This window comes from Buttiauxella noackiae ATCC 51607, assembly GCF_001654865.1.
Taxonomy (GTDB): Bacteria; Pseudomonadota; Gammaproteobacteria; order Enterobacterales; family Enterobacteriaceae; genus Buttiauxella; species Buttiauxella noackiae.
Genome location: NZ_LXEO01000068.1, coordinates 96,519 through 115,547 on the forward strand (window position 1 = coordinate 96,519; position 19,029 = coordinate 115,547).

Here is a 19,029-nt window from a genome sequence, read left to right on the forward strand (position 1 = left end):
GGTTCGCCGTGCCCATCAACAAAGATGGCTATCATGCAGGACAAACACCTTCATCCCGATACCACGTTTAGCCTCACTGACGTTACCTTCCGCGTACCCGGTCGCACGCTTCTCCATCCTCTGTCGATCACCTTTCCTGTCGGAAAAGTCACCGGCCTGATTGGACACAACGGCTCGGGCAAATCGACACTGCTGAAAATGCTTGGCCGCCATCAGAAGTCCTCTGATGGGGAAATCAGTCTCAACGATCAACCATTGGATAGCTGGAGCAGTAAGGAATTTGCGCGCAAAGTCGCGTATTTACCACAGCAACTCCCGGCGGCTGAAGGGATGACGGTACGCGAGCTAGTGGCAATTGGCCGCTATCCGTGGCATGGCGCGCTGGGCCGTTTTGGCGTGGCGGACAGGGAACTGGTTGACGAGGCCATCTCGCTAGTCGGACTGAAACCTTTTGCTCATCGTCTGGTAGACAGCCTTTCTGGTGGTGAACGTCAGCGCGCGTGGATAGCCATGCTGGTGGCGCAAGATAGCCGTTGCTTACTGTTAGATGAACCAACATCTGCGCTGGATATTGCTCATCAGGTTGACGTGCTGGCGCTTATTCATCGTCTTAGCCAGGAACGCGGCCTGACGGTAATTGCCGTTTTGCACGATATCAATATGGCTGCTCGCTACTGCGATCACCTTGTGGCATTGCGCGGTGGTGAAATGATAGCGCAGGGTTCTCCTGCGGAACTGATGCAAAGTGAAACGCTGGAAAAAATTTACGGCATCCCGATGGGCATTTTACCACATCCTGCGGGTGCGGCTCCGGTGAGCTTTGTCTACTGATGAGTGAGCTGATTAACCCATTACTGAGTCGTCGGCAGTTACTCGCAGCACTGGCGCTCTCACCGTTATTGCTCAAAATGGGCAATGCACATGCGGCCTCAATCGATCCTAATCGCATTGTTGCTCTGGAATGGTTGCCGGTGGAGCTGATGCTGGCACTGGGCATCACACCTTATGCAATGGCCGATATCACCAATTACAAAGCCTGGGTTGGCGAACCGAAATTGCCGGAAGGCATTATCGAAGTCGGTTTGCGCACCGAGCCTAATCTCGAACTTCTTACGCAATTAAAACCGTCGCTGATCCTCTATTCCGCGGGCTACGGCCCGTCACCGGAAAAGATGTCCCGTATTGCGCCGGGTTTAGGGTTCAGTTTTAACGATGGCTCCGGCAAACCGCTGACCGTTGCTCGCCAGTCACTGACAGAACTGGGTGACAAATTAGGTATGCAGCAGGAAGCTCGCGACCACCTGCTGAAATTCGACCAGTTTATCGAGCAGATGAAACCCCGCTTTGCTTCCCGAGGGGATAAACCCGTTTTGCTGATGACATTGTTAGATTCGCGCCACGCGCTGGTTATTGGCAAAAACAGTCTGTTCCAGCAGGTGATGGATTTGCTGGGCGTGAAAAATGCCTGGCAGGGTGAAACCAATTTTTGGGGTAGTGCGGTGGTTGGCCTTGAGCGTTTAGCCGAAGTCAAAGACGCCGATGTTATCTGTTTTGATCACAATAACGATGCGGAAATGGCGCGCGTAACCGCAACGCCGTTGTGGAATGCAATGCCTTTTGTTCGCCAAAACCGCTTCCAACGCGTGCCGCCAGTATGGCTTTATGGCGCGACACTTTCCGCCATGAACTTCACCACTACGCTTGCTAAAGCCATAGGGAGCCAGACGTGAAACATCGTTATGCTTTGCTCCCCGCGCTGCTTTTATCTGTGCTGTTTGTTATTGCCTGTGCGCTGACGCTACACAACCTGAATGCACAGTTGCCTTCTGCGCAGTGGAGTGCGGCCTGGTGGCAGCCCAATATTGATGACATCAATCAGATGTTATTTCACTACAGTTTGCTGCCGCGCCTTGCCATCTCTTTGTTAGTTGGGGCAGGGCTTGGATTAGTGGGTGTGTTATTCCAGCAGGTGTTACGAAACCCGCTTGCTGAGCCAACCACGCTTGGTGTGGCAAGTGGCGCGCAACTTGGTATCACGGTTGCCACACTGTGGGCATTGCCCGGTGGGTTTGCCACACAACAGTTCGCCGCCCTGGTAGGGGCAGGCGTTGTGGGTCTACTCGTGTTTGGCGTTGCCTGGGGTAAGCGGTTATCTCCGGTCACGCTGATCCTCGCAGGGTTGGTGCTTAGCCTTTATTGCGGCGCGGTAAACCAACTGTTGGCTATCTTCCACCATGATCAATTGCAGAACATGTTCCTGTGGAGCACGGGCTCGTTAAACCAGCAAGACTGGGACATCGTCAACGGCCTGTGGCCACGTTTGGTTGGGGGCTTGCTGTTAACACTGCTGCTGTTGCGCCCGCTTACGCTGATGGGTCTCGACGATGGCGTGGCGCGTAACCTTGGTCTGGCGCTTTCAATGGTGCGGCTCGCAACGCTGGTACTGGCGATTGCTATCAGTGCGCTTTTGGTGAATGCGGTTGGGATTATCGGCTTTATCGGACTTTTTGCGCCACTGCTGGCGAAAATGCTCGGTGCGCGGCGTCTGGTTGCCCGATTGTTCCTTGCTCCGTTTATCGGCGCGTTAATTTTGTGGTTGTCCGATCAATCCGTTATCTGGCTCACCACCGCCTGGCGCGAAATTTCGACCGGTACGGTGACGGCGCTGATAGGTGCGCCTTTGCTGCTTTGGCTGCTACCGCGCCTGCGCACCGTTGGCACACCGGCAATGAACCAGGGTGATAATGTTCCGAGCGAACGCCAGCATCTGGGCTGGTGGGTGTTAATCGGAAGCGGTGTTTTAGCGTTAGTTCTTGTCAGTGCGCTAACGCTTGGGCGCGATGCGTATGGCTGGAACTGGGTAAGCGGTTCGTTATTCCACGACCTGTTGCAGTGGCGTTGGCCGCGCGTTTTGGCCGCGCTGACGGCGGGTATGATGCTGGCGGTTGCGGGCAGCGTTATCCAACGTCTGACCGGTAATGCGATGGCAAGCCCCGAAGTTTTAGGTATCAGCTCTGGTGCGGCATTCGGTGTGGTGGTGATGCTGTTTATCGTGCCTGGAAATGCATTCGGTTGGTTGTTCCCTGCAGGCAGTCTTGGGGCGGCGGTGACACTGTTGGTCATCATGTTGACGGCAAGCCGTGGCGGATTTTCTCCGCAACGCATGTTACTCGCCGGGATGGCACTGAGTACTGCGTTTACCATGTTGTTGATGCTTCTGATGGCGAGTGGCGACCCGCGTATGGCGGGGATCCTGACGTGGATTTCCGGCTCTACCTATAACGTTACCGGCGATCAAGCCGTCAGAACCCTTATTCTGATGGTGGTTCTATTTGCCCTGACGCCGCTTTGCCGCCGTTGGTTAATGATTCTGCCGCTAGGCGGAGCAACCGCACGGGCAATCGGCATGGCGCTGACACCATCACGTTTTGCGCTGCTTTTGCTGGCTGCAACCTTAACCGCTGCGGCAACGATGACCGTCGGGCCACTCAGTTTTGTTGGCTTAATGGCACCACATATCGCGCGTATGCTTGGTTTCCGGCGTGCAATGCCGCAGCTGATAATATCGGCGTTATTAGGTGGGATGTTGATGGTTGCCGCGGACTGGTGTGGAAGAATGATCCTGTTCCCGGATCAGGTGCCTGCTGGCTTGCTGGCAACGTTTATCGGTGCGCCTTACTTTATCTATTTGCTGCGTAAACAGAGTCGTTAGTTGAGGTGGATGACGCTTCGCTTATCCACCCTACAAATGCTGCGTAGGGCGGATAAGCGAAGCGTCATCCGCCAATACTACCAGTGATTACAACATTGCAAACACTCTACGCGCCGCGTCGATAGTCTTCTGAATATCTTCCTTAGAATGCGCAACTGACATAAAGCCTGCCTCAAACGCAGACGGTGCCAGGTAAACGCCTTCTTCCAGCATCAGGTGGAAGAACTTCTTGAAGCGTTCAACATCGCACGCCATCACGTCCTGGTAGCACGTTACCGTTTCCGCGTCAGTGAAGAACAAACCAAACATCCCACCCACGTTATTCACGACCAAAGGAATGTTTTCGGCTTCTGCTGCGTTAAGCAGTCCGTCAGCCAGCATTTCGGTCAGTTCAGTCAATGTCTGGTGAACGCCTGGTTGCGCGACTTCAGTCAGGCAAGCGTAACCTGCTGCCATCGCAATTGGGTTACCGGAAAGCGTACCTGCCTGGTAAACCGGGCCGGTTGGTGCCAGAGCATCCATGATTTCACGACGGCCACCAAATGCACCTACCGGCATACCACCACCGATGATTTTGCCCAGGCAGGTTAAATCAGGCTCAACGCCGTAGTAAGACTGCGCGCCCGCCAGAGCAACACGGAAGCCCGTCATCACTTCATCGATGATAAACAGTGCGCCAAACTCGTCGCACAAGGCACGTAAACCTGGCAGGAAATCATCGTTTGGTGGAATGCAGTTCATGTTGCCTGCGACCGGTTCAACAATGACGCAGGCGATATCTTCTGGATACTGCTCAAACGCTGCGCGAACGGACGCGAGATCGTTATAAGTGCAGGTGAGGGTGTGTTTGGCAAAGTCTGCCGGGACGCCCGGTGAGTTGGGCTGGCCGAGGGTCAGTGCGCCAGAACCGGCTTTCACTAACAGGCAGTCGGCATGGCCGTGGTAGCAGCCTTCGAACTTGATGATTTTATCGCGGCCGGTGAAACCACGGGCCAGACGAATAGCGCTCATGGTGGCTTCGGTACCGGAGTTCACCATACGTACCATATCCATGGTCGGAACCAGTTCGGTAACCAGTTCCGCCATTTTCACTTCCATCTCGGTTGGCGCGCCAAAGCTCAGACCGCGTTCAACCGCTTCAATCACGGCGTTGCGAATGGCTGGGTGATTATGGCCGAGAACCATCGGGCCCCATGAGCCCACATAATCGATATAGGCTTTGCCATCAGCGTCATACAGGTAAGCCCCGTCAGCGCGTTCGATAAACAGCGGCACACCGCCGACGCCGGTAAAAGCACGAACCGGCGAGTTTACGCCGCCAGGGATGACTTTGCGTGCGGCAGCGTACAGGTTTTCAGACTTACTCATGAATCGGCTCCTGATTCGTGGAAATAGTGGCAACACGCTATTCTAAGGGAAACTTGCGAAGTTATGAAAGTTTTGCCCAAATGCGTCGAGAGAGTAGAATGCCCCCTCGATTTGTATTACCAATAAATGATTAACCTAATGAATCACTCCCACCCCTCTTTTGAAGCACAACAGGTTGTGCGCTTACGCAGGGGCGACATGGTGCGTCGCCTAATTCGACAGGATAAAACGCCTGTCGCTATTCTTTTCATGGCCGCGATAGTAGGGACGTTAGCCGGTTTGGTAGGTGTCGCTTTTGAAAAGGCGGTCACCTGGGTTCAACAAAATCGTCTGGCGATGCTGGCGCATGTGGCCGATTACAGCCTGATCGTCTGGCCGCTGGCATTCATCAGTTCAATGGTTTTGGCGATGATTGGCTACTATTTAGTGCGCCGTTATGCCCCAGAAGCGGGGGGCTCTGGCATCCCTGAAATTGAAGGTGCACTGGAAGAGTTGCGCCCGGTGCGCTGGTGGCGTGTCATCCCGGTTAAATTTATCGGTGGTATGGGAACACTCGGCGCAGGTATGGTTCTGGGGCGTGAAGGGCCAACGGTGCAACTGGGCGGGAATATCGGGCGTATGGTGCTGGATATTTTCCGTTTACGGGGTGCCGAAGCCCGGCATTCACTATTAGCGACCGGTGCCGCTGCGGGTTTATCCGCTGCGTTTAATGCACCGCTGGCGGGGATTCTGTTCATTATTGAAGAGATGCGCCCGCAGTTTCGCTATAACCTGATTTCGATAAAAGCCGTGTTTATCGGTGTGATTATGTCGAGCGTGGTTTTCCGTATTTTTAACGGTGAGAACGCTGTTATTGAGGTCGGGAAACTTTCTAATGCGCCTGTTAACACGCTCTGGCTGTACCTGGTATTGGGCATGGTATTTGGTATTGTCGGCGTGTTCTTTAACGCGATGGTGTTCCGCACCCAGGATATGTTCCAGCGCTTCCACGGGGGAAATCTCAAAAAGTGGGTGATTATTGGCGGCCTGTTAGGCGGTATTTGCGGGATTCTTGGTCTTATCCAACCTGCAGCAGCGGGTGGTGGTTTTAACCTGATCCCCATTGCTGCTGCCGGAAATTACACGTTAGGCATGCTGCTGTTTATCTTTATTGCTCGCGTGATTACCACGCTGCTGTGTTTTTCTTCCGGCGCACCAGGTGGGATTTTTGCACCGATGCTGGCGTTGGGCACGTTACTGGGCACGGCATTTGGTATGGCGAGTGCGGCCTGGTTCCCGGCCTATCACCTTGAAGTTGGGACGTTTGCCATTGCAGGAATGGGCGCGTTGTTTGCCGCATCGGTACGTGCGCCGTTGACGGGGATTGTGTTGGTTCTGGAAATGACTGACAATTATCAGCTCATTTTGCCAATGATTATTACCTGCCTTGGCGCGACACTTTTGGCACAATTCCTCGGCGGTAAACCGCTATACTCCTCGATTCTTGCGCGCACACTTGCCAAACAGGAAGCCGAAAAGCAGGCTAAAGAACAACAGACCCCGAGCGGGGAGAATACTTGAACGATTTACTCGGGTATTAGATAATGGCCCAAAGTTTGGGGTTAAATTTCACCCAATATCTTATTTCGTTGGGAGCAAAAAATGAGTGATGACGTAGCAGTGCTGCCGTTGCAGTTTACAGAAGCCGCAGCCAATAAAGTAAAAAACCTGATCGCGGATGAGGAAAATCCAAATCTGAAACTGCGCGTTTACATCACCGGTGGTGGTTGCAGCGGCTTCCAGTATGGTTTTACTTTTGACGATCAGATTAATGACGGCGATATGACTATCGAGAAGCAAGGTGTTGCTCTGGTCGTTGACCCGATGAGCCTTCAATATCTGGTTGGCGGCGCGGTGGATTATACTGAAGGTCTGGAAGGTTCACGCTTTGTAGTGACAAACCCGAATGCGAAAAGCACCTGTGGGTGTGGTTCTTCGTTCAGCGTTTAAACCTTCATACTTCGAGCTGCAGATGCGATGACTAAACCCGTTCGCCTTTCTGCAACTCGAATTATTTCGTTTAGATAATGGGTTATAAACGTTCGTGTAGGCCGGATAAGCGAAAGCGTCATCCGGCTTTTTTATTGTTTATTGCCTGTCATCCAGCGCAAATGTCGGTAATTTGAGATGCCAACGAATGGCAGCCAGACGAATTGCGAGGGTGACGACCATACCAATCATACTCGCCTGTTCCAGTGGAACGTGGAAGGTGTAGAACGCTGTGGCATGCACAATGCCACCTGCAATACACGCCGTGGCGTAGATTTCGGTACGCAGGATCATTGGGATTTCACGCGCTAGAACGTCACGAATAATCCCACCGCCAACACCGGTCAACACGCCCATGCAAATGGCAATCAGTGGGCTTGTGCCCGCCAGAAACGCTTTATTCACCCCAATACCCACAAACACCGCAAGCCCCACGGCATCAAGCACTGGCAAAATCCATTTTGGGAGGCGACGCGGTTGTCGAATTAACACAATAGTCAGCATACAGGTGACCATTGCGACCACTAAGTCGGTTGGGTCTTTAACCCAAAATACCGGGCCATTATCCAGCGCCATATCGCGAATTGTTCCGCCGCCAACCGCTGTCACTACGCCCAGAACCAGAACACCAAACGGGTCCATACGTAGTTTACCTGCCAGCAGTACGCCGGATATTGCAAAGACGGCTGTGCCAATGATGTCCAGCCAATAGACGAGCATGTGGGTGTTATCCTCATAAAAAAGGTTATTTTTCTGCCAGCTCCTCACAGAGCTGTTTTGCGGCGAGGATAATACGTGGGCCCGAGCGACTAAACCAGTCATCATTCACTGCAATAACCGGAATTTTTAACTGGGTATTCCAGAATTGTTCAACCGGAGGGATTTTCGTTTCATCGCCGGTGATAATAATAGCCTGCGGGTTGCGGCTTAGCACCTGCTCACGACTCACCTGCGGCCAGGGAACCCGGCTATCTGCAAAGATATTTTGCCCACCACATACTCCCAGAATTTCGTCCTGAATCGAACCACGCCCTGATGTAAATAGCGGCTGCTGGCCGAACTGGAGAAACACTTTTTTCTTCGGGCCCTGAGAATAGTGTGCTTTCAAATCGGCAAACTCTTTTGCCAGTTGATCTGCGGCGTTGTTGGCAGTTTGCGGTGTCGGGCTGTATTGGCTCAATTGACGCAATGCGGCAACCACTCCTTCGACCGTTGCCGGATCAAGCCAGACAACTTTAATACCCAATGCTTTTAGTTGATTGACCTGGCGCTCAGCATTTCCACCGCGCCAGGCAAGAACCACATCAGGTTTTAGCGCCACAATGCGCTCAAGGTTCATTCCTTGCCAGTTCGAGACTTGCTCAAGCTTTTTGGCGGCTTCCGGAAAGTCTGACCAGGCGCTGACCGCTACTGGCGTGATACCAGCCGCAAATGCCAGTTCAGTATTGCTTGGCGATAGTGAGATAACCCGCGGCGCGGCATTAAGCCACGCCGGGAGACAACACAGAAGCGCGGTGATACCGCGCCAAAAGTTCTTATTAACCACGAGCCAGTTTCTGCACCAGGTTTTCAACCATTAGCGTGGACTGCTTCGCCGCAACAGCTAAGAACTCTTCGAAGCTCAGATGGGATTGCTGATCGGCAACATCAGAAATCGCGCGTACCACCACAAACGGGGTACCGAAGTTATGGCAAACGTGCGCAACGGCTGTTGCTTCCATTTCTACAGCAACTGCCTGTGGGAAGTTATGGCGAATTTTTGCCAGTGCCACAGAACCGTTAATAAAGGCATCACCACTAACAACCAAACCGCGTACGGCGTTCAGGTTTAGCTCGGCAATGCACTCTTCAGCCGCGGCAATCAGTTTGGCGTCGGCTGCAAAACCTGCCGGGCAACCAGGCAATTGACCATATTCATAGCCAAAAGCGGTAACGTCTGCGTCGTGGTAACGCACTTCATCAGAAACCACGATATCGCCAACTTTAAGTGTGGATGCGAGACCACCCGCAGAACCGGTGTTGATCACCACATCTGGTTTGCAATGCTCAAGCAGGAGAGTTGCACCCATTGCCGCTGCGACTTTGCCAATACCTGATTTCAGCAAAGCGACTTCCACGCCATTCAGGGTGCCGGTGTAAATTTCACACCCGGCAAGCTTCAGAGTCTGACGGCTTTCAATTTTGTCACGCAGCAGCGTAACTTCTTCTTCCATTGCACCAATGATGCCTACTTTCATAGTGATTCTCGCTAAAGTGTTAAATTACCTTCATAGTCTATCATGGCTGGCATCAAGGAATTAATCCGCTGTTAAAAGGCGAAGGAGAGGGCATGAGTGAGATAGATTTCCGCAAGAAAATTAACTGGCACCGCCGTTTCCGCTCGCCTGATGGGCTGAAGAATGAACATGAAATCCAGCGTATTTTTGAAAGCGATCGCGGGAGAATAGTCAATTCTCCGGCAATTCGCCGATTGCAGCAGAAAACTCAAGTTTTCCCTCTGGAGCGTAACGCCTCTGTTCGCACTCGCTTGACGCACTCGATGGAAGTTCAGCAAGTCGGACGCTACATCGCCAAAGAAGTGCTCAGTCGCCTGAAGGAGCAGCAAGACCTTGAGCGTTATGGTTTGCATGGGCTCACTGGACCGTTTGAAAGCATTGTTGAAATGGCGTGCCTGATGCACGACATCGGTAACCCACCGTTCGGCCATTTTGGTGAGTCAGCCATTAATGACTGGTTCCGCCAGCGTTTATTCCCAACAGATGCCGGCAGCCAGCCGCGCAGCGACGATCGTTGCCGGGTTGAAGCTTTACGCCTGCGTGAAGGTGAAGATCAATTGAATGGCTTGCGTCGCAAGGTTCGTCAGGATCTGTGTCAATTTGAAGGTAATGCACAGGGGATTCGTCTGGTACACAGTCTACTGCGCATGAATCTGACCTGGGCGCAGGTTGGTTGCATTCTCAAATATACGCGCCCGGCGTGGTTTGTTGGCGAGCCGCCAAAAAGCCACGCTTATCTGATGAAAAAACCGGGCTTCTATCTTTCTGAAGAGTCATACATTGCCCGTTTGCGCACAGAGCTTGAACTGGGCGAATACAGCCGTTTCCCACTGACATGGATAATGGAAGCTGCGGACGATATTTCTTACTGTGTGGCGGATCTGGAAGATGCGGTTGAGAAGCGCATTTTCAGCGTTGAACAACTTTATCAGCATTTATGTGATGCCTGGGGCGAGCATAGCAAAGGCGATCTTTTTGAGCGTGTGGTGGATGAGGCCTGGGATAAATCCCGTTCAAATCAGATGCGCCGCAGTACCGAAGATCAGTTCTTTATGTATCTGCGCGTCAACACGCTAAACCAGTTGGTGCCTTACGCCGCACAACGTTTTATCGATAATCTTGGCGATATATTTAGCGGTGAGTTCAATCACGCGCTGCTCGAAGATGACAGTCCCTTTGCGCGCCTGCTGGAGCTATATAAGCAGGTTGCATTTAAACATGTATTTAGTCACCCAGAAGTTGAGCAACTTGAGTTACAAGGTTATCGCGTTATCAGTGGCTTACTTGAAATTTACAGTCCATTACTCAATATATCAGTTGAGGATTTTGCTGAACTGGTGGAGAAAGAAAGTTTACGTCGTCTGCCGATTGAAACTCGACTGTTCCACAAATTGTCTACAAAACATAGGCTTGCGTATATTGAGGCAGTCAGTGATTTGACGCTGTCGGCCAGTGATTTCCCGGTATGGGAATATTATTACCGCTGTCGTCTAATTCAGGATTATATCAGTGGAATGACGGACTTATTCGCCTGGGATGAGTATCGGCGCCTGATGGCGGTGGAATAAGTTGCTCATTGAGTTTTGTAAAGACGGACAATAAATTTTTACTTTTTCCAGTGACTTATCGGCGGAACTTAGCGCCTCAATTGTCACTCTATATTGGCCTACACAGCAATTTTGCGTGACTTATTAACTTGAGACTGAAATCGATGAAAAAAACAACTTTAGCAATGAGCGCGCTGGCTCTTAGCCTGAGTATGGCGCTGAGTCCTGTATCTGCAATTGCGGCAGAGACCGCTTCTTCTGTACCTGCAACCGCAGCGCAACCTATGCCAAGTCTTGCGCCAATGCTGGAAAAAGTGATGCCTTCCGTGGTGAGTATTAACGTTGAGGGTAGCACTACGGTTAATACGCCACGTATGGGGCGTAACTTCCAGCAGTTCTTTGGTGATAATTCACCGTTCTGTCAGGAAGGCTCTCCATTCCAGAGCTCTCCATTCTGCCAGGCTGGTCCGGGTGAAGAAGGCCCTCAGGGCGGCGGTCAGCAACAGAAATTTGCAGCACTGGGTTCTGGTGTAATTATTGACGCAGCTAAAGGCTATGTGGTGACAAACAACCACGTTGTTGATAATGCGACAAAAATCCAGGTATCCCTGAGCGATGGACGTAAGTTCGAAGCAAAAGTGGTAGGTAAAGATCCACGTTCTGATATCGCACTGTTGCAGTTGCAGGACCCGAAAAATCTGACTGCAATAAAAATGGCTGACTCCGACGCACTGCGCGTTGGTGATTACACCGTGGCTATCGGTAACCCATATGGTCTGGGCGAAACTGTGACCTCCGGTATTGTTTCAGCCTTGGGTCGTAGTGGCCTGAACATTGAAAACTATGAGAACTTTATCCAGACCGATGCGGCAATCAACCGTGGTAACTCCGGTGGTGCGCTGGTTAACCTTAATGGTGAACTGATCGGGATTAACACTGCGATTCTGGCACCAGACGGTGGCAACATCGGTATCGGTTTTGCTATCCCAAGCAACATGGTGAAAAACCTGACCGCGCAGATGGTGCAGTATGGTCAAGTTAAGCGTGGTGAGCTGGGTATCATGGGTACCGAGTTGAACTCTGAACTGGCAAAAGCGATGAAGGTTGATGCGCAACGTGGTGCATTTGTCAGCCAGGTTATGCCGAACTCTTCTGCTGCGAAAGCGGGGGTGAAAGCCGGTGACGTTGTGGTTTCCATGAACGGTAAAGCAATTAGCAGCTTCGCGGCCTTGCGCGCGGAAGTGGGCTCTATGCCAGTCGGCAGTAAACTGACACTTGGCCTGTTGCGTGATGGCAAACCCGTTTCAGTCAATCTGGAACTGCAACAAAGCAGCCAGACTCAGGTCGACTCTGCCACCATCTTTACTGGTATTGAAGGTGCTGAAATGAGTAACCGCAGCGGTAAAGATGAGAAGGGTGTCATCGTCAATAACGTTAAAGGTAATAGCCCTGCTGCGCGTATTGGCCTGAAAAAAGGCGATATTATCATTGGTGTTAACCAGCAGGTTGTTAATAACATCGCTGAGCTGCGCAAAATTCTGGACACCAAGCCGTCAGTAATGGCGCTTAATATTCAGCGTGGCGACAGCACCATCTATCTGTTGATGCAGTAATTAATTGCTACTAAGTTCTCCTTAAACCATCAGGGCCGCAAATCGCGGCCCTTTTTTGTGAGCCTTACCACAACTCCATACTCTTCAGCTGTGCTTTGTGCATTCGCACAATGCTGAGGCGATCTATCTCGCCTATGCTAGGCCATTAGCACGACTCAGGAGGACACATGGCTGGCTGGCACCTTGATACCAAAATGGCGCAGGACATTGTGGCGCGCACCATGACCATTATTGATACCAACATTAACGTGATGGATGCGCGTGGTCGAATTATTGGCAGCGGTGATAAAGAACGTATTGGTGAATTGCACGAAGGTGCATTGCTGGTGCTCTCTCAGGGGCGTGTGGTTGATATTGATGATGCCGTAGCCCGGCATCTGCACGGTGTACGCCAGGGGATTAACCTGCCGCTACGCATCGAAGGTGAAATTGTCGGTGTTATCGGTCTGACTGGAGAGCCTGGCTCGTTGCGTAAATATGGTGAGCTGGTGTGTATGACGGCGGAGATGATGCTTGAACAATCTCGTCTGATGCACTTGCTGGCCCAGGACACACGTCTGCGTGAAGAACTGGTGATGAATTTGATTCAGGCCGAAGAACAGACACCTGCGTTGAGTGAATGGGCACAACGTTTGGGTATCGATCTGAATCAACCTCGTGTGGTCGCCGTGGTGGAGGTCGATAGTGGGCAGCTTGGCGTGGAAAGCGCTATGGAAGAGTTACAGCAACTGCAAACTGCATTAACGACACCTGAGCGGAATAATTTGATAGCTATTGTGTCGTTAACGGAGATGGTGGTGCTGAAGCCTGCGCTAAATCCCTTTGGCCGTTGGGATGCAGAAGACCACCGTAAGCGAGTGGAACAGCTCATCAACCGCATGAAAGAAAATGGTCAACTACGCTTCCGTGTCGCGCTGGGCAACTATTTTACTGGCCCTGGAAGTATTGCGCGCTCGTACCGAACCGCTCGCACTACCATGATGGTCGGCAAACAGCGTATGCCGGAAAGTCGGGGCTATTTTTACCAGGATTTGATGCTGCCGGTGCTGCTGGATAGTTTGCGTGGTGGCTGGCAGGCGAATGAACTGGCACGCCCTTTAGCTCGCCTGAAATCAATGGATAACAACGGACTGTTGCGCCGAACGTTAAGCGCGTGGTTCCGACACAACGTGCAGCCACTTGCAACGTCTAAAGCATTGTTTATTCATCGTAATACGCTCGAATACCGGCTTAACCGTATTTCGGAATTAACAGGGTTAGATTTAGGGAGTTTTGACGATAGATTGTTGCTGTATGTGGCGTTGCAGCTGGATGAGCAACGATAAGAAAAGGGCCGGAGATTCCGGCCCTTTTGGATTATTTACCGCGGGTTAGCTTTTCAAGATCGGACTCAATTTCACTGATCTTATGAGCAACCACCGATTCCAGATGGCGAAGATCGTCGAGGATTTTGCGTTTCAGATCCACTTCAGTGCGATCTCGTTGGCAAAGTTGATCTAATTCATCAATTACATAGCGCAGATTCGGGCTGATTTCCTGCACTTCTTTGTAACCCTGGCCGACGCCATCGGCAACGACAGTTTTGCGCTGGCGTGGGTATTTAAACTTCACGCTTTTAGCGAAAAACTCGCCTTTATCCTTCTGGAAATAGATTTTCAGGATATCGTTGTTGGCTTCCTGCCGGAGGCTATAACGATCGATTTCATCAGGATTGGTAATACCCAGACTTTTCAAGTTATCGTACATAGTGTGACCTTTTGCGATATCATTAACCTATAGATAATTAACGGAAAAATCCTTTTCCGCTAGCCCTAAATGTTAAAAAGGCGGGTAAGCCCGCCTTTTACACATTTTATTAGTCGATAGTGCGAAGCAGCTCGTTGATTCCAACTTTGCCGCGAGTTTTCGCGTCGACTTTTTTCACGATAACTGCACAGTACAGGCTGTATTTACCATCTTTAGATGGCAAGTTGCCGGAAACAACCACGGAACCTGCTGGTACGCGGCCGTAATGCACTTCGCCGGTTTCACGGTCATAAATACGCGTGCTTTGGCCGATGTAAACGCCCATAGAAATCACAGAGCCTTCTTCAACGATAACGCCTTCCACAACTTCTGAACGCGCGCCGATGAAGCAGTTATCTTCGATGATAGTTGGGTTAGCCTGTAATGGCTCCAGAACACCACCGATGCCGACGCCACCAGACAGGTGAACGTTTTTACCAATCTGCGCACAAGAACCAACAGTCGCCCAGGTATCAACCATTGAGCCTTCATCAACGTATGCACCGATGTTGACGTAAGACGGCATCAGAACGGTGTTACGTGCGATGTATGCGCCCTGGCGAACGGCCGCTGGTGGCACAACGCGGAAGCCTTCTTTCTGGAAGCGTGCTTCGTCATAGTTGGCGAATTTCATCGGCACTTTATCGAAGTAGCGGCTTTCGGCACCATCAATAACCTGGTTGTCATTGATACGGAAAGAGAGCAGAACGGCTTTCTTCAGCCATTGGTGGGTAACCCACTGGCCATCAATTTTTTCGGCAACGCGCAGCGCACCGCTGTCGAGCAGGGAGATGACCTGGTTTACCGCTTCACGAGTGACGGTATCAGCATTTGCCGGAGTGATTTCGGCGCGGCGCTCGAAAGCGGTTTCAATTACATTTTGTAGCTGCTGCATTGGCATTGTGAACATTTTCCTGATTGTGACGAAATTAACAGACTGTTATTTATCGTTTGGATTAAGGGCCGCTGTCAACCGTTGCTGTACTTCCTCTTGCAACTCATTATTAAGAGCACGCCGGTCGGCGGTGGCTATTATAAATAAATCTTCTACTCGCTCGCCAATTGTCGTAATTCTGGCCCCGTAAAGCGAAATTCCGAGATCGGCAAACACTTCTCCCACACGAGCCAGTAAACCTGGCTGATCTAAAGCTATCAGCTCCAGGAACGTTCTTCTGTCGGTATGCGTTGGCAGGAAATTCACCTCAGTATCGACGGTAAAGTGACGTAGTTTGGCAGACTGGCGGCGCGGCTGAGGTGTTTGCCAACTGGTCTGCGTAATGGCTTGTTCAATGCTGTGGCGGATAAGATCATGCCTGTCGGCGGAAAGCGGACTGCCATCCGGCTCCAGCACAATAAAGGTATCCATTGCCATGCCATCGCGCGTCGTAAATATTTGTGCGTCATGAACGCTGAGATTGCGCCTGTCCAGCTCGGCACAAACGGCGGCAAACAGGTGAGGGCGGTCAGGGCTCCAGATGAAGATTTCGGTACCCCCCCGTGTTGCCTGCGGGCTAAGCAAAATCATCGGCTTGCTGAGGTCGTGCTTCAGCAAGTGGCGCGCATGCCAGGCGATTTGATTTGGGGTGTGGCGAACAAAATAGTTCGCCCGACAGCGACGCCAGATGTTATGCAGCGCCTCTTCGTTGATATTATCCATACGCAGCAACGCCAGCGCCTGAAGCTGGTGGTGGCGCACACGCTCACGCATATCCGGGCTATTTTGCATTCCGCGGCGCAGCTGTTTTTCGGTAGCGAAATAGAGCTCACGCAACAGGCTCTGTTTCCAGCTATTCCACAAGGTTTCGTTGGTCGCACAGATATCAGCGACGGTCAGGCAAACCAGATAACGCAGGCGGTTTTCAGTCTGCACTTCTTCGGCAAACTGCTTAATGACTTCCGGGTCCTGGATATCACGGCGCTGCGCGGTGACTGACATCAACAAATGTTGGCGCACAAGCCATGCGACGAGCTGTGTTTCGCGTGAGTTCAGGCCGTGCAGTTCGGCAAATTTTAAGACGTCCTGAGCGCCAAGAACGGAGTGATCCCCGCCACGACCTTTGGCGATATCATGGAACAGGGCTGCAATCAGGATCAGCTCCGGATGCGACAGACGGGGCCAGAGATCCACACATAGTGGGTGCTTCGGGCGGGTTTCTTCTTTCGCGAAGCTTTCCAGTTTTTGCAGTACGCGAATGGTGTGTTCATCGACCGTGTAAGCATGGAACAGGTCAAACTGCATCTGGCCGACAATATGCGACCACTGCGGCATATACGCCCACAACACACTGTGGCGGTGCATTGGCAGTAAAGCGCGGCTCACGGCACCGGGATGGCGCAATATCGTGAGGAAGAGATCGCGCGCTTCTGGAATGTAGCAAAGCGGCTGTACTAAATGGCGACGTGCATGGCGCAAATGGCGTAAGGTGGTTGAATAAATTCCGGTGATGTCACGGTTACGCACCATCATGTAAAACATGCGCAAAATGGCCTGCGGTTCACGCATAAATAGCGTTTCGTCACGCAGATCGATAAGCGTGCCACGTAACTGGAAGTCATCGTCCAATGGGCGCGGTTTTTCGCTGGCATCTAGCGCAAGAATCGCTTCATCAAACAGCTGCAACAGCATTTGGTTAAGCTCACCGACGCGTCGGGTCACACGATAGAAATCTTTCATCATGTGTTCGACTGGCTGGTTGCCTTCACCGTTGTAATCCAGACGCTGAGCAACGCTGAGCTGCCTGTCGAATAACAAACGGTTGTCATAGCGATTCACTTCGAGATGCAAAGCGAAGCGAATACGCCACAGTAGGTGCTGGCACTCATCCAGTTCATTTCTTTCCGCTTCGGTTAAAAAACCAAAACCGACCATTTCGCTCATGGATGTGGCGCCAAAGTGGCGACGAGCGACCCATTGCAAAGTATGGATGTCACGCAAACCGCCGGGGCTGCTTTTGATATCTGGCTCGAGGTTATAACTTGTGCCGTGGTAACGCTGATGACGAACATTTTGCTCATCAATTTTTGCAGCAAAGAATTTGGCGGATGGCCAGAAGCCGTCACTGAAAATGTGTTTTTGCAGTTCAAGGAAGAGGGCGACATCGCCAATCAGTAAGCGCGACTCAATCAGGTTGGTGGCAACCGTTAAATCAGACAGACCTTCAAGCAGGCACTCTTCAAGCGTGCGTACGCTGTGCCCGACTTCTAACTTTACGTCCCACAGCAGCGTGAGAAGTTCACCGATTTTTTGGGATTGCGGTTCGCTCAGACGTTTACGGCTGAGTATCAACAAATCAATGTCAGATAACGGATGGAGTTCTCCGCGTCCGTAGCCGCCCACCGCGACAAGTGCGGTTTCAGTAACATCACCGAAACCGTATTTTACCCATAACCGTTGCAGTAACTGGTCGATAAACTCGGTGCGGGCATCGATAAGTTTTTCGGCGGAATTACCGTCGTCGAATGCTGTTCCTAACCATTGCTGGAAAGTGTCAAGGCGGGCTTTAATTTCGGCGCAATTAAGCTCTGAATCTGCCCAGTTGACGGGGTACTCAGGTTGCCCGGAAATCTCAGGAAGCACAGTGGTTGCGTACTGCTCGGGTAAGCTCGGTGTCATGTCGCCATCCATAAAAAAAGCCGGCATAAGCCGGCTTCGATTGCTGACTTTCGCCAGGCATATCACTCGTTATGCGAAATCACCGCGGGGATGGTGTCATCCTTGCGTAAAGTGAGAATCTCGCAGCCGTTATCTGTCACCACAATAGTATGCTCGTATTGTGCAGACAAGCTGCGATCTTTGGTTTTCACTGTCCAACCGTCTTTCATGGTACGAATACGGTAATCGCCAGAGTTCACCATCGGCTCGATGGTGAAAGTCATGCCCGGTTGTAGCACTACGCCACCGTCATCAGCATCGTAATGCAGCACCTGTGGTTCTTCGTGGAATACGCGGCCAATACCGTGTCCACAGTATTCACGAACCACAGAAAAACCTTCAGCTTCGACGAATTTCTGAATTGCAGCACCCAGAGTGCGCAGGCGAATACCTGGTTTTACCATGCGAAGGGACAAATACAGGCTTTCCTGGGTAACACGGCACAGGCGCTCACCCAGAATGGTCGGTTTACCGACGATGAACATTTTTGAGGTGTCACCGTGGTATTCGTCTTTGATGACAGTGACGTCAATGTTGACGATGTCGCCATTTTTCAAAATCTTAGCGTCATCAGGAATGCCGTGGCAGACCACTTCGTTAATAGAGATACACACTGATTTTGGGAAGCCGTGGTAACCCAGGCACGCGGAAATAGCTTGCTGCTGGTTAACGATGTAATCGTTACAAATACGGTCCAGTTCACCAGTGCTAACGCCCGGTTGTACATGGGGTTCAATCATTTCCAGCACTTCAGCGGCAAGTCGGCCCGCGATGCGCATTTTTTCGATTTCTTCAGGTGTTTTAATTGAGATAGCCATTAATTCGATCCGCAGGTGTCGTCATTAGCGACAATAATTGAGCAGGTGTAGGTCAATGTTATCAGGGCCTACGATCGGTGCCAAATCGAGAATCAGTGTGCGCACTATCTGCTAACAACTATTGGAGTCCGGGTCTGTTTTATGGTATAAAGCGCGCCGGACTTGTATTCCGATTTTTCGGGTACAGCCAACACTCTCACTTTGTGTAAATAACACACACGTATCGACAC

Annotated in this window: 16 protein-coding genes; 8 read left to right on the top strand and 8 right to left on the bottom strand. The window is 51.5% G+C overall.

From position 1 onward, the window contains the following. Positions 1-33: 33 nt before the first annotated feature. From fhuC to fhuB, 3 genes are read left to right on the top strand one after another with little or no spacing between them, the layout of a single operon-like run. Positions 34-831: a Fe3+-hydroxamate ABC transporter ATP-binding protein FhuC gene (fhuC, locus tag M979_RS21370; protein ID WP_034460877.1), complete on the top strand. Its 798-nt coding sequence runs from the start codon at positions 34-36 to the stop codon at positions 829-831. Then, positions 831-1,730 carry a Fe(3+)-hydroxamate ABC transporter substrate-binding protein FhuD gene (fhuD, locus tag M979_RS21375; RefSeq protein ID WP_064556315.1) on the top strand — a complete coding sequence of 300 codons (900 nt, stop codon included), beginning with the start codon at positions 831-833 and terminating at the stop codon, positions 1,728-1,730. Before fhuC ends, fhuD begins: the two co-directional genes overlap by 1 nt. Beyond that, positions 1,727-3,712, top strand: coding sequence for a Fe(3+)-hydroxamate ABC transporter permease FhuB (gene fhuB, locus M979_RS21380; protein ID WP_064556316.1), 1,986 nt, complete (start codon positions 1,727-1,729; stop codon positions 3,710-3,712). The genes fhuD and fhuB overlap by 4 nt, the downstream gene beginning before the upstream one ends. Positions 3,713-3,799: 87 nt before the next feature. Here the strand turns inward: fhuB and hemL are convergent, their stop codons facing one another. Continuing rightward, the gene (gene hemL, locus M979_RS21385) at positions 3,800-5,080 is read right to left on the bottom strand and encodes a glutamate-1-semialdehyde 2,1-aminomutase (RefSeq protein ID WP_064556317.1); all 1,281 of its coding nucleotides are present in this window, start codon (positions 5,078-5,080) and stop codon (positions 3,800-3,802) included. A gap of 138 nt (positions 5,081-5,218) precedes the next feature. Here hemL and clcA point away from each other — a divergent pair, with 138 nt between their 5' ends. Both clcA and erpA read left to right on the top strand, forming a co-directional pair. Further along, on the top strand, positions 5,219-6,640 hold the full coding sequence (gene clcA / locus M979_RS21390) for a H(+)/Cl(-) exchange transporter ClcA (RefSeq protein ID WP_034460871.1): 1,422 nt from the start codon (positions 5,219-5,221) through the stop codon (positions 6,638-6,640). Positions 6,641-6,721: 81 nt separating this feature from the next. Continuing rightward, on the top strand, positions 6,722-7,069 hold the full coding sequence (erpA, locus tag M979_RS21395; protein ID WP_034460870.1) for an iron-sulfur cluster insertion protein ErpA: 348 nt from the start codon (positions 6,722-6,724) through the stop codon (positions 7,067-7,069). 138 nt (positions 7,070-7,207) lie between these two features. On the opposite strand, the gene M979_RS21400 is transcribed toward erpA, so the two are convergent. The 3 genes from M979_RS21400 to mtnN are packed head-to-tail and all read right to left on the bottom strand — an operon-like array spanning position 7,208 to position 9,345. After that, positions 7,208-7,828 (bottom strand): TRIC cation channel family protein, encoded by a 621-nt coding sequence (locus M979_RS21400; RefSeq protein ID WP_034460869.1) that lies wholly within the window; start codon positions 7,826-7,828, stop codon positions 7,208-7,210. 25 nt (positions 7,829-7,853) lie between these two features. Continuing rightward, positions 7,854-8,654 (bottom strand): vitamin B12 ABC transporter substrate-binding protein BtuF, encoded by an 801-nt coding sequence (btuF, locus tag M979_RS21405; protein ID WP_064556318.1) that lies wholly within the window; start codon positions 8,652-8,654, stop codon positions 7,854-7,856. Beyond that, positions 8,647-9,345, bottom strand: a complete 699-nt coding sequence (gene mtnN, locus M979_RS21410) for a 5'-methylthioadenosine/S-adenosylhomocysteine nucleosidase (RefSeq protein WP_064556319.1) — start codon at positions 9,343-9,345, stop codon at positions 8,647-8,649. Before mtnN ends, btuF begins: the two co-directional genes overlap by 8 nt. Before the next feature lie 92 nt (positions 9,346-9,437). On the opposite strand from mtnN, the gene dgt reads away from it, so the two are divergent. The 3 genes from dgt to M979_RS21425 all read left to right on the top strand — a co-directional run bounded on the left by dgt (position 9,438) and on the right by M979_RS21425 (position 13,869). Further along, positions 9,438-10,952, top strand: a complete 1,515-nt coding sequence (gene dgt / locus M979_RS21415; RefSeq protein ID WP_064556320.1) for a dGTPase — start codon at positions 9,438-9,440, stop codon at positions 10,950-10,952. 143 nt (positions 10,953-11,095) lie between these two features. Beyond that, on the top strand, positions 11,096-12,544 hold the full coding sequence (gene degP, locus M979_RS21420) for a serine endoprotease DegP (protein WP_034460864.1): 1,449 nt from the start codon (positions 11,096-11,098) through the stop codon (positions 12,542-12,544). Positions 12,545-12,711: 167 nt separating this feature from the next. After that, positions 12,712-13,869, top strand: a complete 1,158-nt coding sequence (locus M979_RS21425; protein WP_064556321.1) for a CdaR family transcriptional regulator — start codon at positions 12,712-12,714, stop codon at positions 13,867-13,869. A gap of 31 nt (positions 13,870-13,900) precedes the next feature. On the opposite strand, the gene M979_RS21430 is transcribed toward M979_RS21425, so the two are convergent. The 4 genes from M979_RS21430 to map form a co-directional block, all read right to left on the bottom strand. Continuing rightward, the gene (locus M979_RS21430) at positions 13,901-14,290 is read right to left on the bottom strand and encodes a DUF3461 family protein (RefSeq protein WP_034460862.1); all 390 of its coding nucleotides are present in this window, start codon (positions 14,288-14,290) and stop codon (positions 13,901-13,903) included. A 109-nt stretch (positions 14,291-14,399) separates the two neighbouring features. Then, entirely contained in the window at positions 14,400-15,224 is an 825-nt protein-coding gene (gene dapD / locus M979_RS21435) for a 2,3,4,5-tetrahydropyridine-2,6-dicarboxylate N-succinyltransferase (RefSeq protein ID WP_034461055.1), read from the bottom strand. Positions 15,225-15,269: 45 nt separating this feature from the next. Next, complete coding sequence (gene glnD / locus M979_RS21440) at positions 15,270-17,942, bottom strand: bifunctional uridylyltransferase/uridylyl-removing protein GlnD (protein ID WP_064556335.1); 2,673 nt, start codon at positions 17,940-17,942, stop codon at positions 15,270-15,272. A gap of 62 nt (positions 17,943-18,004) precedes the next feature. Then, the gene (gene map / locus M979_RS21445; protein ID WP_064556322.1) at positions 18,005-18,799 is read right to left on the bottom strand and encodes a type I methionyl aminopeptidase; all 795 of its coding nucleotides are present in this window, start codon (positions 18,797-18,799) and stop codon (positions 18,005-18,007) included. Positions 18,800-19,029: the final 230 nt, after the last annotated feature.